Genomic DNA, 16,396 nt, shown 5'->3' on the forward strand with positions numbered 1-16,396 from the left:
GGACCTAACTATCCAACCTGAGCACTGCAAGGAAGGCTTCCTGTGGAATTTCCACGTTGCCGACTTGCTTCATGCGTTTTTTACCGGCCTTTTGCTTTTCCAGCAGCTTCTTCTTACGGCTGACGTCACCACCGTAGCATTTGGCCAATACGTTCTTTCTGAGCGCCTTGACGGTTGTCCGCGCCACAATCTGCCCGCCAATGGCGGCCTGGATTGCCACATCGAACATCTGCCGTGGAATCAGTTCTTTCATCTTCTCGGTCAACTGGCGACCTTTGTAGTGCGAGTTGTCACGGTGCACGATCAGCGCCAGGGCATCGACCTTGTCGCCGTTGATCAGTACGTCCAGTTTCACCAGACTGGCCGATTGGTAACGATCGAAATGGTAGTCCAGAGAAGCATAGCCGCGACTGGTGGATTTCAGGCGATCGAAGAAGTCCAGAACCACTTCGTTCATCGGCAGGTCGTAGGTCACTTGTACCTGGGAGCCGAGGAACAGCATGTCGACCTGTACGCCACGTTTTTCGATGCACAGGGTAATGACGTTGCCCAGGTGCTCTTGCGGCACAAGAATATTGGCCCGCACGATCGGCTCACGCATGTCTTCGATGGAAGACAGATCCGGCAGCTTCGACGGGTTATCGACGTAGATCGTCTCACCGGTCTTGAGCAACAGCTCGAAGATTACCGTCGGCGCCGTGGTGATCAGGTCCAGGTTGTACTCGCGCTCGAGGCGCTCCTGGATGATTTCCATGTGCAGCATGCCGAGGAAGCCGCAACGGAAGCCGAAGCCCAGGGCGTCCGAGCTTTCCGGCGTGTACTGCAGCGAGGAGTCGTTCAGGGTGAGCTTTTGCAGCGCCTCGCGGAAGTCTTCGAAGTCGTCGGAGCTGACCGGGAACAGACCGGCGTACACCTGCGGCTGGATGCGCTTGAACCCCGGCAGCACGTCGACGTCCGGCGTCGTGCTCAAGGTCAGGGTATCGCCCACTGGCGCACCGTGAATGTCCTTGATGCTGGCGATGATGAAGCCCACTTCACCGGCCTTCAGGTCGACGGTAGGGGTGTGTTTCGGATTGAATACACCAACGCTGTCCACCAGGTGGATCTTGCCGGTGGATTTGACCAGGATCTTGTCGCCCTTCTTCACGCGGCCGTGGCGCACGCGTACCAGGGAGACTACGCCCAGGTAGTTGTCAAACCAGGAGTCGATGATCAACGCTTGCAGCGGATCTTCGATGTTGCCGGTCGGCGCTGGGATGGTGGCCACCAGGCGCTCGAGCACTTCATCGACGCCCAGACCGGTCTTGGCAGAGCAAGTGACCGCGTCGGTGGCATCGATGCCGATGATTTTTTCGATTTCTTCCCTGACGCGGTCCGGATCGGCCTGTGGCAGGTCGATCTTGTTCAGCACCGGCATCACTTCCAGGCCCTGCTCGATCGCGGTGTAGCAGTTGGCAACCGACTGTGCCTCGACGCCTTGACCGGCATCGACCACCAGCAGCGCGCCTTCACAGGCCGCCAGCGAACGGCTCACCTCATAGGTGAAGTCAACGTGGCCGGGGGTGTCAATGAAGTTCAACTGGTAGTTGATACCGTCGCGAGCCTTGTAATACAGGGTGACGCTGTGCGCCTTGATGGTGATCCCGCGTTCACGCTCGAGGTCCATGGAGTCCAGGACCTGGGCTTCCATTTCGCGCTCGGCGAGGCCGCCACACATCTGGATGAAGCGATCGGCCAGCGTCGACTTGCCATGGTCAATGTGGGCGATGATGGAGAAATTGCGGATATGACTCAAATCACTCACGGATCAACACTCAAAAAGGCTGCAGGCATGGCCCGCCGAAAAATAGCCGGGAATTGTACCTGATCCACGGCGCAAGCGTCACGTTCGCAGGTCAGACGGTGCCTGCAAAAACGCCCCGGTCTTGCGACAAGGGCGTTTTTAATCGTCAAAGCGGTTGAAAAATGCCGGCCATCAGCCCGCTCGACGCAACAGCCAGAGCCCCGCCACGGCACAAATACCTGCCGGCACCAGTACCGAAAGCAACGGCGGGAAGCCGAACACCTGGCTCGAAGGCCCCAGCAGATCCTGAACGATACGGAAGGTGAAGCCCACCAGCACACCGGTGAACACCCGTTGACCCAGGGTCACCGAACGCAACGGACCAAAGATGAAGGAAATCGCCATCAACACCAGGGCGGCAGTCACCAACGGCTGCAACACCTTGACCCAAAATGCCAGCCAATAGCGGCTATTGTTCAACCCCTGGTCCGCCAGGTAGTGGATATAACTCCACAGACCGCTGATTGACAGCGACTCGGGCACCATGACCACCGTGCTCAGCAATTGCGGACTCAAGGCCACGCCCCAACGCTCGACCGGGGCCGACACCACTTCAGTGCTGCGCTCGTGGAACAGCGTGGTCGTGACGTCCGTCAACTGCCAGTGATCCGTATCGAACTCGGCACGCTTGGCGAAGCTCGCCGACAGCATGTGCCGCTCGCTGTCGAAACGATAGCGGGTCACGCCGTACAGGATGCCGTTGGGCTGCACCGAGTTGACGTGAATGAACTCATCGCCCTGACGGTGCCACAAGCCGTGCTTGGCGCTTTGTGCATCGCCGCTGCCCTGGGCCAGCGAGCGATTGGCCTGCGCGGCGGTTTCAGTGGGCGGAGCGACGTACTCACCGACCAGCACACCGGCAAGCATCAATACCAGCATCGGCTTCATGACCGCCCAGACGATCCGGCCGGTCGACACACCGGCGGCGCGCATGATCGTCAGCTCACTGTTGCTGGCCAGACTGCCCAGACCGATCAGGCAACCGATCAGCGCGGCCATCGGCAACATTTCGTACATCCGGCGCGGAGCGGTCAACAACACATAGCTCAGCACATCGAGCAGGGTGTAGGTATCGCTGACTTCACTCATCTCGTCGATGAAGGCAAACAGTGTCGCCAGACCTAGAATGATCCCGAGCACCGCCAGAATCGCCATCAACACGCTGCTACCAATGTAGCGATCCAGCTTAACCACGGGCCACCTCCAGCGCGCTGCGGCGACTCGCCCTTTTCAATCGCAGGGGCTCCCAATAAAGCAAGCCCAGGCCAATGACCAGGAAAATCCCGTGCACCCACCACAAGCCCAGCACCGCCGGGATCTTGCCCTTGTCGAGAGCGCCGCGAGCGGCAATCAGAATGGTCAGGTAAGCCATATAAAGAAGAATTGCCGGGAGTAATTTGAGGAATCGGCCCTGACGCGGGTTGACCCGCGACAGCGGCACCGCCATCAAGGTCACGATGAACACCAGCAACGGCAGTGACATCCGCCATTGCAATTCGGCGCGCAGACGAATGTCTTCACTGCCGACCAACGTACGGGTCGGCATCGCATCGCGGTCGGTGACTTCGTCGCTGACGTCGGGTTTTGGCAGCAACACACCGTACTCGTCGTACTTGATCGCCCGGTAGTCGGCCTGCCCCGGATTACCGTCATAGCGATAGCCGTTATCAAGGATCAGGTAGCGGTTGCCGTCCGGGCGAATTTCCTGACGCCCCTTCTCTGCCACCAGGACGGAAATCCCGCGATCCTTGTTGTTGGAACTGATGTTCTTTTGCGAGATGAACACACCGCCCAGATTGACACGGTCATCCGTCATGCGTTCGGTATAGGTGACCCGGGTACCGTCACGCAGGGCCTGGAAGCGCCCCGGCTCCAGGGTATCGAACTCGGTCAGGGCATCCTGCTTGTTCAGCAGCAGCTGAAACTGGTTGGCCCCTTGTGGCGCCAGGCTCAGGCTCAGCCACGCCACGACGAGTGCAACCAGGGTGGCCGGAAACATTGTCATGCAAACCAGCCGTTGCTGGCTCATGCCGGTGGCCGAGAGCACGGTCATTTCGCTTTCGAGGTACAGGCGTCCGTAGGACAACAGGATCCCGAGAAACAGCCCCAGCGGCAGGATCAGTTGGAGGAAGCCCGGCAGGCGATAGCCCATGATCAGGAACAGCGAACCCGGATCCAGCAGGCCCGAGGCCGCCTGGGCGAGGTATTTGATGAAGCGCCCGCTCATGATGATGACCAGCAGTACGGCGCTGACGGCGCTCAAGGTCAACAGGACTTCGCGGGATAGATAACGGAAGACGATCAAACCAGACACTCCAGGGTTGTCAGGCTAAGGCGGCCAAACAAGCAAACGTATCGGACAGCCCGCAAGGCAGAGCCGCCGAAAAAAAGATGGCGCATTATCCTGTGATTGAGTGCACCTGTCACTGCGCAATACATCCCGGGCATGTAGGAGCGAGCCCGCTCGCGATGGTCGTCAACGATAACGCTCGAAGCCTGACACCCCGCGGTGCTCTCGGGTTTCTCGCGAGCAGGCTCGCTCCCACAATCGTACAACCGAGGGTTGTCAGCCGCCGGTAGCGAGGTTCAAACTGCGGCCTTTGTGGCCGGTCGATACTGGCGCCTTTCTTTTGCTTTCTATTTAAATGCAGGCAATCGACGCACATAAGGTGTCGGGCGCATGCGTGATAACCATCAATTCAGGGACCCGGACATGGAACTGGTTGTAAAAAGCGTCAACCCCGAAACGTTGAAGACCGCCACTCTCGTGGTCTCCGTCGGCGAAGGCCGCAAGCTGGGCGCGGTTGCCAAACAACTCGACGAACTGAGCGGCGGCGCGATCAGCGCAGTGCTCAAGCGCGGCGATCTGGCCGGCAAGGTTGGCCAGAGCCTGTTGCTGCACAGCCTGCCGAACCTCAAGGCCGAGCGCGTGCTGCTGGTGGGCGTTGGCAAGGACGACGAACTGGGCGACCGCCCGTTCCGCAAAATCATCGCCGGCATTCTCAACACCCTCAAGGGCCTGGGCGGCAGTGATGCGGTGCTGGCCCTGGACGAGGTCGTGGTCAAGGGTCGCGACAGCTACGGCAAGACCCGTCTGCTGGCGGAAACCCTGATCGATGGCGAATACCAGTTCGACCAGTTCAAGAGCCAGAAAGCCGAACCCCGCGCCCTGAAGAAAATCACCTTGCTGACCATCAAGGCGGCTCAAGCTGAAGTGCAGCGCGCCGTGGCCCACGCCACTGCCATCGCCAACGGCATGGCCTTCACCCGCAATCTGGGCAACTTGCCGCCAAACATCTGCCACCCGACCTTCCTCGGTGAACAGGCCAAAGACCTGGGCAAAGAGTTCAAGGACCTGAAAGTCGAAGTCCTCGACGAGAAGAAGATCAAGGCCCTGGGCATGGGCTCGTTCTACGCCGTGGGCCAGGGCAGCGCCCAGCCACCGCGCCTGATCGTCATGCAATACAACGGCGGCAAGAAATCCGAGAAGCCGTACGCGCTGGTCGGCAAAGGCATCACCTTCGACACAGGCGGCATCAGCCTCAAGCCGGGTGCCGGCATGGATGAAATGAAGTACGACATGGGTGGCGCCGCCAGCGTGTTCGGCACCCTGCGTGCCGTGCTCGAACTGAAGCTGCCGATCAACCTGGTGTGCATCCTGGCCTGCGCCGAGAACATGCCGAGCGGCAACGCTTCGCGCCCGGGCGACATCGTCACCACCATGAGCGGCCAGACCGTGGAAATCCTCAACACCGACGCCGAAGGCCGCCTGGTGCTGTGCGACGCCCTGACCTACTCCGAGCGCTTCAAGCCGCAAGCGGTGATCGACATCGCCACCCTGACCGGTGCCTGCGTAGTCGCCCTGGGCTCCCACACGTCGGGCCTGCTGGGCAACAACGACGAACTGATCGGCCAACTGCTGAGCGCCGGCAAGGCTGCCGATGACCGCGCCTGGCAACTGCCGCTGTTCGATGAGTACCAGGAACAGCTGGACAGCCCGTTCGCCGACATCGCCAACATCGGTGGTCCGAAAGCCGGCACCATCACTGCCGCCTGCTTCCTGTCGCGCTTCACCAAGAACCTGAACTGGGCGCACCTGGACATCGCCGGCACGGCCTGGACCAGCGGCGGCAAGGACAAGGGCGCCACTGGCCGTCCGGTTCCCCTGCTGACCCAGTACCTGCTGGACCGCGCCAAAGCCTGAAACCGCTGAAAGGCGGCGGCGTCACTTCCCGGTGACGCCGCTTGCCGCTCTGGAACCGCAATGACCAAAGTCGACTTCTATATCCTGCCCAGCGCCGATCCTTCGGCACGCCTGGACTTTGCCTGCAAGCTCACCGAGAAAGCCTGGCGCATGGGCCACCGCATCTACCTGCATTGCAGCGACGCGGCCCAGCGTGACGATCTCGATGCGCGGCTGTGGGCGTTCAAGGGCGAAAGCTTCGTGCCCCACGGCCCTGCCGACAGCGAGCCTGAGGGTTTGATTGTCCTGGGGTTGGGCGATGACTGCGGTCAGCATCAGGATTTGCTGGTCAATCTCGACCTGAAAGTCCCGGCCTTCGCCAACAGGTTCGCCCGGGTGGCGGAAGTGGTGGTGGAGGATCCGACGATCAGAGCGGCCGCGCGGGAGAGTTTCCGTTTCTACCGCGAACAGGGCTATCCTCTGCAAGATCACCGATTACAGCGACTCTGAGCCTTTCAATGGACACTCCAAAACCGCTGCAACAGTCCGCGCACCTGCTGGACGACCTCGAGTCGATCCGCCAACTGCTCGGCGATGACAACCTGCAACCGCCCCTGCTGACCGACACGGTCGAGGACGGTGACCAGGAACAGATTCCGATGTTGTTCGACGCCGTGGGCGAGCCTTCGCCACCCGTTGTTTCGACAGCCCCGCCCCCCATCGTTGAACCTGTCACCGCGACGACATCGGCGCCTGCCGCCAGCAAGAACCCGGATGACTTGCTGCACCTGGACAACGAATTGCGCGCCGCTGCGCAACTGATCATGCAAGACGTGATCGACGATTTCGCCCCGCACATCGAGACCGAAATCAAACGCCGCCTCAGTGCACGACTGGAGCGTTTGTTGAGCCAGTACAACGACTGAACAACCTGCATGGGGCTTTTCTGTGGGAGCGAGCCTGCTCGCGATGGAGTGTCAGTCGACACCAATGTAGCTGACACATCATCGCGAGCAGGTTCGCTCCCACAAAAAGCTCCCCGCCACAGGTTGAATCTTCAGGCGCTGAGATAACGCCCGATCAACGCAATCCCACTGGCCAGCACCAACCACGTCACCAGGCGCACGAATGCCTCGCGGGACAACCGCATGGTCAGCCGTCGTCCGAACCACAGCCCCAGCGCCATGGCTGGCAACAGACAAACCGCCAGCGCCAGCAAGGGCAGGTCGGCATACACACCGGCGATGGCAAACAGGCTCAAACGCACCACCGTACTGCAACTGATCAGCGCACTCTGGGTGGCCCGGGCCGCCTCCTTGGGCAACCGGCTGTTCAGATAAATCGCATAGAGAAAGCCGCCGCTGCCAAACAACGCGCCAAACATTCCACCCACCGTCCCCATCGGCACCGCCCAAGCGGCGGACAACTGTGCCGGACGAGCTTTTATCCACAGGCTGTAAATCGCATAGGCGCTGATAAACAACCCCATCAACAGCAACAACAGATCGGACTTGAGGTTCAGCAGGAAAATCACCCCCAGCGTGCAACCCACCGCCATGCACGGCAGTAACCGCAACAGCTCCGGCCTCGCCACATCACGCCGCGAAGGCAACAGGTTGCCGAACGCCGCAACAAAATCCAGCAGCACAAGCAACGGCACGATCTTCGACAGCGGCATGAACAGAATCAGGATCGGCCCCGCCACCAGCGCGGTACCGAAACCGGCAACGCCGAACACGATGTAGGCCAGGGCGATGCCCAAGCCGATTACCAGCCAGTCCAGCGGGCCGAAGGGCCATTGGCTCAACAGTTCGAACACACTCACTCTCCCATCTTCCTTGAATACCGCTGACGACTTTACCTCCTGCGGGAGCGAGCCTGCTCGCGAAAGCGGTGTATCACTTACATTAATGTCGCCTGACACGCCCCTTCGCGAGCAGGCTCGCTCCCACAAAAAACATTGCGCCATGGATTTTCACCGGATCATGGAGATTGACCACCGAATGCCTTTAAACTGCGCCCCATGATTAAAGATCCCTTTTCAAGACTCGGCCTGGACCGTGAGGTCCTGACCGTCAGCCAGCTCAATGGCCGCGCGCGGGTGTTGCTCGAAGACGTGTTCAGCAACATCTGGGTCGAAGGCGAAATCTCCAACCTCGCCCGTCCGGCGTCGGGCCATGTGTACTTCACCCTCAAGGACAGCGGCGCCCAGGTCCGTTGCGCACTGTTCCGGCAGAACGCGGCACGGGTTCGCCAGGCACTGAAGGACGGGCTCGCGGTCAAGGTGCGCGGAAAAGTCTCGCTGTTCGAAGGGCGCGGTGATTATCAGCTGATCCTCGACACCGTGGAGCCGGCCGGCGATGGCGCCTTGCGCCTGGCCTTCGATGCACTCAAGGAAAAGCTCAGCGCCGAAGGCCTGTTCAGTGCCGAGCGCAAGGTCCCGCTGCCGGCGCACCCGCAACGCATCGGCATCATCAGTTCGCCCACCGGGGCGGTGATCCGCGACATCATCAGCGTGTTCCGCCGTCGCGCACCACAGGTGCAGTTGACCCTGATCCCCACCGCCGTACAGGGTCGCGAAGCCACCGCACAGATTGTCCGCGCCCTGAAACTGGCAGATGCCCGGGGTTTTGACGCCCTGATCCTGGCCCGTGGCGGTGGTTCGCTGGAGGACCTCTGGTGCTTCAACGAAGAAGCCGTGGCCCGCGCCGTAGACGCTTGCGTGACGCCAATTGTCAGCGCCGTCGGCCATGAAACCGACGTATCGATCAGCGACTTCGTGGCCGACGTTCGCGCGCCCACCCCTTCCGCTGCCGCTGAATTGCTGGCTCCGGACTCCGGCGATCTGGTGCGCCGGGTTGAAAGCCTGTACCGACGGCTGGTGATGCGCATGCGTGACCGCTTGATGCGCGACCGCCTTCGCCTGGAAGGCATTTCCCGGCGCCTGCGTCATCCCGGCGAGCGCCTGCGCCAGCAAGCGCAACGCCTGGATGACCTGGACATGCGCATGCGCCGCGCGTTCGAGCGCAGCCTCAACACCCGTCGCGAACGCTTGAACCGCCTGGAAACCCGTCTGGCCGCACAACATCCGGGCCGGCAACTGGCGATGCTTCGCCAGCGCCTCGACAGCCTCGCCGAACGTCTGCCCCGGGCTATGCGTGAGGGGCTTAAGTCCCGTCGCCTGCAACTGCAAAGTCAGATGCAGACGCTGCACGTGGTCAGCCCCCTGGCGACCCTCGCGCGTGGTTACAGCATTCTGCTGGACGAGCGCGGTAACGCGATTCGCAGCGCCGCGCAAACCCATACCGGCCAGCGTCTGAAGGCCAAGTTGGGCGAAGGCGAACTGCAAGTGCGGGTCGAAGACAATCACCTGACGCCTGTCACCCTTTCTTTATTGGATTAATCTATGCCGCGTTTTCTCAGCGTCCTGCTTCTGCTATGCCTGACGTTCAATGCCCACGCCGACAGTTACATCACCCGCCTGCTGAACAAACCAGTGCCCGGTGGAGTTGCGGTGGTCAATCTGGGCCCGTCAGCACAAGCACCAAAAGCCAGTTACCAGGGCAAAGCCGTGCTGGTGGTCAAGGAGCAGAACGACTGGCTGGCGATTGTCGGCGTCCCCCTGACCGTCAAACCCGGCAGTCAGCAGATCAGCAGCGGCGATCGCAACCTGACATTCAACGTCGGTAGCAAGAAGTACCCCGAACAGCACATTACGTTGAAGAACAAGCGCCAGGTCAATCCAAACCCGGACGACCAGAAACGCATCGATGAAGAAATCCCCTTGCAACTGGGTGCCTACCGAAGTTTCAGTCCCAATACCCCCAGCAACCTGTTGTTGGACAAACCCGTTAACGGACCACTATCGAGCAAGTTCGGCGTACGCCGGTTCTTCAACGGCGAAGAACGCAATCCCCATGCAGGACTGGATTTCGCCGTGCCAACCGGTACCCCGATCAAGACCCCCGCCGGCGGCAAAGTGATCCTGACAGGCGACTACTTCTTCAACGGCAACACCGTATTCGTTGACCACGGCCAGGGTTTTATCAGCATGTTCTGCCACATGTCGAAGATTGACGTAAAAGTTGGCCAGCAACTGGCCCGAGGGGAAGTGGTGGGGAAAGTCGGTTCGACCGGCCGCGCGACCGGGCCGCACTTGCACTGGAATATCAGCCTCAATGAGACCCGGGTGGACCCGGCTATTTTCATCGGCGCGTTTCAACCCTGATCCCTGAATAATGCCTCTGGCCTCATCGCGAGCAGGCTCGCTCCCACAGGATTGCGCTGTACCTGTGGGAGCGAGCTTGCTCGCGATGGCAATTTCATGGGCACCGAAAGTCGTCCAGTCGCGCCCCTCATCAATTGCGCACCACTCAAACCTCGCGCAAACAACAAAACAATCCCCGCCAATCACAGCAATAAAATCTCGATAAACACTCGTACACGAGTATTCCTCTCAATTTTTTTCGACTGCTTGCCAACCTTCCCCCCCGCGGTTAGGGTTGAAGGCATGAAAACCTCTCACACCCTCATTCAGCTCCGCCAGCACCGCAGCCTGTGCCTTGTCAGCGCACGACTGCCGGGCTGAATCGTGGTGCCTCGTCCCAAGCGTTACTCCAAGAACTTTTGATCCACCGGCAGGCCGCCTTTTTTCGGCCAACACAATAAGGATTTCCCGATGAGCATGCTCAAAGACCCGTCTTCGAAATACCGCGCGTTCCCGACCATCGACATCCCGGACCGCACCTGGCCATCGAAGACCATCACCGCCGCGCCGATCTGGTGCAGTTCCGACCTGCGCGACGGCAACCAGTCGCTGATCGAACCGATGGACGCGGTCAAGAAGCTGCGCTTCTGGAAAACCCTGGTGCAAGTCGGTGTAAAAGAAATCGAAGCCTCGTTCCCGGCCGCGTCGCAAACCGACTTCGACTTCGTGCGCACCCTGATCGAAGGCAACCACATCCCGGACGACACCACCATCCAGGTGCTGACCCAGGGTCGTGAAGACCTGATCGAACGCACCTTCGAATCCCTGCGCGGCGCGAAGAAAGCCATCGTTCACCTGTACAACGCGACCTCCCCTTCCTTCCGCCGCATTGTCTTCAACCAGGACAAGGACGGGGTCAAGGCCATTGCCGTGAACGCCGCCAAGCTGTTCGTCAAATACGCAGCCATGCAGCCGGACACCGAGTGGACCTTCGAGTACTCGCCAGAAACCTTCAGCGCCACCGAACTGGAGTTCGCCAAGGAAGTCTGCGACGCGGTGATCGAAGTCTGGAACCCGACACCCGAGCACAAGATGATCCTCAACCTGCCGGCCACGGTGGAATGCGCGACCCCGAACATCTATGCCGACCAGATCGAATGGTTCGGCCGTCACATCAACCGTCGTGACAGCGTGATCATCAGCCTGCACACCCACAACGACCGTGGCACTGGCGTGGCTGCCACCGAACTGGGCCTGATGGCTGGCGCCGACCGCGTCGAAGGCTGCCTGTTCGGCAACGGCGAGCGTACCGGTAACGTCGACCTGGTGACCGTGGCCCTGAACCTCTACACCCAGGGCATCAACCCTGAGCTGGACTTCTCCGACATCGACGGCGTGCGCAAAGTCGTCGAAGAGTGCAACCAGATCCAGGTGCACCCGCGCCACCCGTACGTCGGCGACCTGGTTCACACCGCATTCTCCGGCTCGCACCAGGATGCGATTCGCAAGGGCTTTGCCCAACAGAAACCGGACGAATTGTGGGAAGTACCGTACTTGCCGATCGACCCGGCCGACATCGGCCGCAGCTACGAGGCGGTCATCCGCGTCAACAGCCAGTCGGGCAAGGGTGGCATCGCCTACCTCCTGGAACAGGAATACGGCATCAGCCTGCCGCGTCGCATGCAGATCGAGTTCAGCCAGGTGGTGCAGCGTGAAACCGACCGCCTCGGCCTGGAAATGACCGCCCAGCAAATCCACGCGCTGCTGCACAGCGAGTACTTGCAGGCCAACACTCCGTATGCGCTGGTCAGCCATCGCCTGCAGGAGGAAAACGGTCACAGCGCCGTTGAAGTGGAAGTGGCCAGCAAAGGCCAGGGCGAGACCAACCTGCACTGGCGCGGCAAGGGCAACGGCGCCCTGGAAGCGCTGGTGGCCGGCCTGCCGGTACCGGTGGAAATCATGGACTATAACGAGCACGCCATCGGCGCGGGCACCAATGCCAGGGCCGCGGCCTACATTGAACTGCGAGTGAACGGCGAACGCGCGGTGCATGGCGTCGGCATCGACGAAAACATCACTACTGCCAGCTTCAAGGCGCTGTTCAGTGCACTGAACCGTTCGCTGAGCCAGCCGGAAGCGAAAGCGGCGTAAGCCATCGCCGAAATGCAAAAGGCCCCGGGGTGAGAACCCTGGGGCCTTTTTGTTTGCCTGTCCGTTTTGTGTTGCCTGTCGCGGCCCCATCGCGAGCAAGCTCGCTCCCACAGTGTCCGCGTTCACACCGAACCACTGTGGGAGCGAGCTTGCTCGCGATGAGGCCCGGTCAGACAGTAAAGATTTCAGGTGAACTCGAAGGTGTCTCCCACAGCGTCCGCGTTCACACCGAACCACTGTGGGAGCGAGCTTGCTCGCGATGAGGCCCGGTCAGACAGTAAAGATTTCAGGTGAACTCGAAGGTATCGGCATCCAGATTCGCCGGAAACCGCTGCCGATATGCCGCCAGCTCTGCCGCATCCAGCACCACCTTGAACACCCCGTCAGCCTCCCCGGCACTGAGCAACGTCTCACCCTGGAAATCCAGCACCTGGCTGTCACCGGTGTACGCGAAGCCCTTGCCATCAGTCCCAATGCGGTTCACTGCTGCCACATAGCACAGGTTCTCGATCGCCCGCGCCGGCAACAGGCGGTTCCAGTGCTGGCGCCGTGCACCCGGCCAGTTGGCGGTATACAGCAGCAGGTCGGTGTCCTGGGCGTCGCGGCTCCACACCGGAAAGCGCAGGTCGTAGCAAATCAGCGGTCGCACGCGCCAGCCCTTGAGCTCGAACTGCACTTGGCGCTCGCCGGGGGTGTAGTGATTGTGCTCGCCGGCCATGCGAAACAGATGACGCTTGTCGTAATGCAGCACCTCACCGTCCGGGCGTGCCCACAGCAGGCGATTGCGATGGCTGCCATCGGCCGCCTGAACGATCACGCTGCCGGTAATCACTGCATCAAGTTGCGCCGCCTGAGCACGCAGCCATTTGCTGGTCGGACCATTTTCCGCTTCAGCGAGGGTCTCGGACTCCATGGAAAAACCGGTAGTGAACATCTCCGGCAGGATGATCAGGTCAGCGCCACGAGCCTGCTCCAGCAATGGCTCGAAATGCTCCAGATTGGCCTGACGGTCGTGCCAGGCCAGGGACGTCTGGATCAGCGCCACGTTCAGATTGGGCAAAGCACTCAGATCACGCATAGTTTTTCCGCGGCTTCCCGCAGGGTCTCCTCACGCTTGGCAAAGCACAGTCGCACCAGGCGCTGGCCTTCTGGTGGCGTCTGGTAGAACACGGAAATCGGGATACTCGCCACGCCATGCTCACGCGTCATCCACAGGGCCATTTCGACGTCATTGAGGTCCGGGCGGATCTGCGAGTAATCGACCAACTGGAAATAGGTACCGGTCACCCGGGTGAAACTGAAACGCGACGGCGCCAGCAGATCGCAGAACAAATCACGCTTGGCCTGATAGAAGTCCGGCAGCTCTTCAACGTGTTCAGGATGCTCGGCCATGAAATCGGCCAAGGCATACTGCAGCGGTGTCACGCCGCAGAAACTGACGTACTGGTGCACCTTGCGCAATTCCGCCGTCAGGGCCGGCGGCGCGACAACGTAGCCGGTTTTCCAGCCGGTGACGTGGTAGGTCTTGCCGAAGGAGCTGACCACGAATGCACGCTGATACAGCTCTTCATGGGCCAGCACGCTAACGTGGGGTACGCCGTCATACACCAGGTGCTCGTAGACTTCGTCGCTGATCACATAGATATCGCGATCGCGGATCAACGCTGCCAACTGGTCGAGTTCGGCACGGCTGATCAACGCACCACTAGGGTTATGCGGGGTGTTGAGAATGATCATCCGCGTGCGCGGGCTCAAGGCATCGGCGAGCTTCTGGAAATCGATGCTGAAATCGTCGAGGCCCAGTTGCACGTGCACGCAACGACCGCCGGCCAGTTCTACCGAGGGCTCGTAGCTGTCGTAGGCCGGGTCAAACACGATGACTTCGTCACCGCTGTGGATAACTGCCTGGATGGCGCAAAAGATCGCCTGGGTCGCACCGGGGGTGACCGTCACTTCGATATCGGCATCGACCTTGACACCATAGCTGCGGGCGATCTTCGCCGCGATCTGCTGACGCAACACCGGTAGCCCGGTCATTGGCGAATATTGGTTATGGCCGCTGGCGATATGCCGGCCGACCGCATCGCACAGGGCCTGCGGGGCCGCGAAATCGGGAAAGCCCTGAGACAGATTGAGCGCGCCGGTCTGTGCCGCGAGCTGAGACATCTGAGTGAAGATAGTGATGCCGACATTCGGCAGCTTGCTGGTGATCATCGGTGGTTCCCTGCTCTACACCCGGCTCTACGGCGGCGCGGGGGAGTCCGAGGATAGCCCAAACGGCGCCCATAAAAAAAGGGCGCCAACCGGCGCCCTTCTTCTAATACATTCACCGCAATACCTGTGGCGAGCGGGCTTGCCCGCGTTGGGTCGCGAAGCGGCCCCCAAACCTGTAATCGAGGTGCTTCTGATGAAACACATTGATCGATTTGCGACTGCTTCGCAGCCGAACGGGGGCAAGCCCCCTCGCCACAAATGCGCCCACACCAGCAGCGTGGGCGAGCCGTGAATCAGCGCTTGTCGCGGCGCTTCTTGTCGGCTTTCTTGTGGTGCGACATCAAGCGACGCTTCTTGTTGACCTGACGGTCGGTGAGCGTGTTCTTGTTGCCTTCGTACGGGTTCTCGCCGCCCTTGAACTCGATGCGGATCGGCGTACCGACCAACTTCAGAACACGACGGTAAGTGTTTTCCAGGTAACGAACGTAAGACTTCGGCACCTTCTCGATCTGGTTACCGTGAATCACGATGATCGGCGGGTTCGCACCACCCAAGTGGGCGTAACGCAGCTTGATCCGGCGGTTGTTGACCATCGGAGGGGCGTGCTCACCGACCGCATCTTCCAGGATCTGGGTCAGGCGGTTGGTCGGCCAGCGGGTTACTGCGGATTTGAACGAGTTCTGTACCGAGGCGTAGAGGTTGCCCACGCCGGTGCCGTGCAGTGCCGAGATAAAGTGAATATCGGCAAACTCGACGAAGAACAGGCGACGCTGCAACTCGATCTTGACGAAGTCGCGCTCGCTCGGCGTCATGCCGTCCCACTTGTTGATCGCGATGACCAATGCACGACCGGCCTCGAGGGCAAAGCCCAGCAGGTTGAGGTCGTGGTCCACCACGCCTTCGCGGGCGTCCATCACGAAGATCACCACGTTGGCGTCTTTGATCGCTTGCAGGGTTTTGACCACGGAGAACTTTTCGACTTCTTCGTGGATCTTGCCGCGCTTGCGCACACCGGCGGTGTCGATCAGCGTGTACTTCTCGTCGTTACGCTCGAACGGGATGTAGATACTGTCGCGGGTGGTGCCGGGCTGGTCGTAGACGATGACCCGGTCTTCGCCGAGCATGCGGTTGACCAGGGTCGACTTGCCGACGTTCGGACGGCCGATGATCGCGATCTTGATCCCGTCTTTTTCGCTTGGGCCAGGAATGCGCTTGGCTTCCTCGCCTTCGGCGACGTCTTCTTCCTCGCCTTCTTCCGGCTCTTCTTCGTCTTTCGGGAATTCGCTCAGGGCGATTTCCAGCATCTGAGTAATGCCACGACCATGAGCGCCAGCGATCGGGATCGCGTGTCCCATGCCCAACGGAGCGAATTCGGCGCGGGCCATTTCAGGGTCGATGTTGTCGACCTTGTTGGCAACCACATAGGAACGCTTGTTACGTTTGCGCAAATGCTCGGCGATCATCTGGTCGGCGGCGGTAAAACCGGCCTTGGCATCTACCAGGAACAGCACTACATCCGCTTCTTCAATGGCCAGCAGCGATTGCTCGGCCATTTTTTCGTCCATACCGTGCTCGTCACCGGAGATACCACCGGTGTCGACCAGAATGTAGGAACGCCCTTGCCACTTGGCCTCACCGTACTGGCGATCACGGGTCAGACCGGACAAGTCGCCGACGATGGCATCACGAGTCCTGGTCAGGCGGTTGAACAAGGTGGACTTGCCGACGTTTGGTCGGCCCACCAGGGCGATTACGGGAACCATGCGGCTCTCCACTTCGTTATTTCAGAAAATACAAA

Annotated in this window: 13 protein-coding genes; 6 read left to right on the forward strand and 7 right to left on the reverse strand. The window is 60.5% G+C overall.

Annotated features, from left to right (window positions below; genetic code table 11):
• Positions 1 to 4: 4 nt before the first annotated feature.
• The 3 genes from lepA to lptF form a co-directional block, all read right to left on the reverse strand.
• Positions 5 to 1,804 carry a translation elongation factor 4 gene (gene lepA / locus ACM6IK_RS09310; RefSeq protein WP_414874070.1) on the reverse strand — a complete coding sequence of 600 codons (1,800 nt, stop codon included), beginning with the start codon at positions 1,802 to 1,804 and terminating at the stop codon, positions 5 to 7.
• Between the two features lie 171 nt (positions 1,805 to 1,975).
• Positions 1,976 to 3,037: an LPS export ABC transporter permease LptG gene (lptG, locus tag ACM6IK_RS09315; protein WP_414874071.1), complete on the reverse strand. Its 1,062-nt coding sequence runs from the start codon at positions 3,035 to 3,037 to the stop codon at positions 1,976 to 1,978.
• Positions 3,030 to 4,148, reverse strand: coding sequence for an LPS export ABC transporter permease LptF (gene lptF, locus ACM6IK_RS09320; protein WP_414874072.1), 1,119 nt, complete (start codon positions 4,146 to 4,148; stop codon positions 3,030 to 3,032). Before lptF ends, lptG begins: the two co-directional genes overlap by 8 nt.
• A gap of 408 nt (positions 4,149 to 4,556) precedes the next feature.
• Here lptF and ACM6IK_RS09325 point away from each other — a divergent pair, with 408 nt between their 5' ends.
• From ACM6IK_RS09325 to ACM6IK_RS09335, 3 genes are read left to right on the forward strand one after another with little or no spacing between them, the layout of a single operon-like run.
• A complete protein-coding gene (locus ACM6IK_RS09325; protein WP_414874310.1) occupies positions 4,557 to 6,047 on the forward strand; it encodes a leucyl aminopeptidase in 1,491 nt (496 codons plus the stop codon).
• Positions 6,048 to 6,107: 60 nt separating this feature from the next.
• Complete coding sequence (locus tag ACM6IK_RS09330; protein ID WP_095945770.1) at positions 6,108 to 6,536, forward strand: DNA polymerase III subunit chi; 429 nt, start codon at positions 6,108 to 6,110, stop codon at positions 6,534 to 6,536.
• 8 nt (positions 6,537 to 6,544) lie between these two features.
• Complete coding sequence (locus tag ACM6IK_RS09335; protein ID WP_414874073.1) at positions 6,545 to 6,952, forward strand: DNA polymerase III subunit chi; 408 nt, start codon at positions 6,545 to 6,547, stop codon at positions 6,950 to 6,952.
• 131 nt (positions 6,953 to 7,083) lie between these two features.
• Here ACM6IK_RS09335 and ACM6IK_RS09340 read toward each other — a convergent pair whose 3' ends face one another.
• Positions 7,084 to 7,851 (reverse strand): sulfite exporter TauE/SafE family protein, encoded by a 768-nt coding sequence (locus ACM6IK_RS09340; protein WP_414874074.1) that lies wholly within the window; start codon positions 7,849 to 7,851, stop codon positions 7,084 to 7,086.
• 198 nt (positions 7,852 to 8,049) lie between these two features.
• Here ACM6IK_RS09340 and xseA point away from each other — a divergent pair, with 198 nt between their 5' ends.
• From xseA to leuA, 3 genes are all read left to right on the forward strand, one after another.
• The gene (gene xseA / locus ACM6IK_RS09345) at positions 8,050 to 9,429 is read left to right on the forward strand and encodes an exodeoxyribonuclease VII large subunit (RefSeq protein ID WP_414874075.1); all 1,380 of its coding nucleotides are present in this window, start codon (positions 8,050 to 8,052) and stop codon (positions 9,427 to 9,429) included.
• 3 nt (positions 9,430 to 9,432) lie between these two features.
• Positions 9,433 to 10,254: a peptidoglycan DD-metalloendopeptidase family protein gene (locus ACM6IK_RS09350; protein WP_414874076.1), complete on the forward strand. Its 822-nt coding sequence runs from the start codon at positions 9,433 to 9,435 to the stop codon at positions 10,252 to 10,254.
• A gap of 450 nt (positions 10,255 to 10,704) precedes the next feature.
• Positions 10,705 to 12,384, forward strand: a complete 1,680-nt coding sequence (gene leuA, locus ACM6IK_RS09355; RefSeq protein ID WP_414874077.1) for a 2-isopropylmalate synthase — start codon at positions 10,705 to 10,707, stop codon at positions 12,382 to 12,384.
• Positions 12,385 to 12,670: 286 nt separating this feature from the next.
• Here the strand turns inward: leuA and ACM6IK_RS09360 are convergent, their stop codons facing one another.
• The 3 genes from ACM6IK_RS09360 to der form a co-directional block, all read right to left on the reverse strand.
• Complete coding sequence (locus ACM6IK_RS09360; protein WP_414874078.1) at positions 12,671 to 13,462, reverse strand: amidohydrolase; 792 nt, start codon at positions 13,460 to 13,462, stop codon at positions 12,671 to 12,673.
• Positions 13,450 to 14,598 (reverse strand): pyridoxal phosphate-dependent aminotransferase, encoded by a 1,149-nt coding sequence (locus tag ACM6IK_RS09365; protein WP_414874079.1) that lies wholly within the window; start codon positions 14,596 to 14,598, stop codon positions 13,450 to 13,452. Before ACM6IK_RS09365 ends, ACM6IK_RS09360 begins: the two co-directional genes overlap by 13 nt.
• Positions 14,599 to 14,891: 293 nt before the next feature.
• Positions 14,892 to 16,361: a ribosome biogenesis GTPase Der gene (gene der / locus ACM6IK_RS09370; RefSeq protein ID WP_218429453.1), complete on the reverse strand. Its 1,470-nt coding sequence runs from the start codon at positions 16,359 to 16,361 to the stop codon at positions 14,892 to 14,894.
• Between the last annotated feature and the right edge of the window lie 35 nt (positions 16,362 to 16,396).

Source organism: Pseudomonas sp. IT-196MI5 (genome assembly GCF_949767415.1).
Lineage (GTDB): Bacteria > Pseudomonadota > Gammaproteobacteria > Pseudomonadales > Pseudomonadaceae > Aquipseudomonas.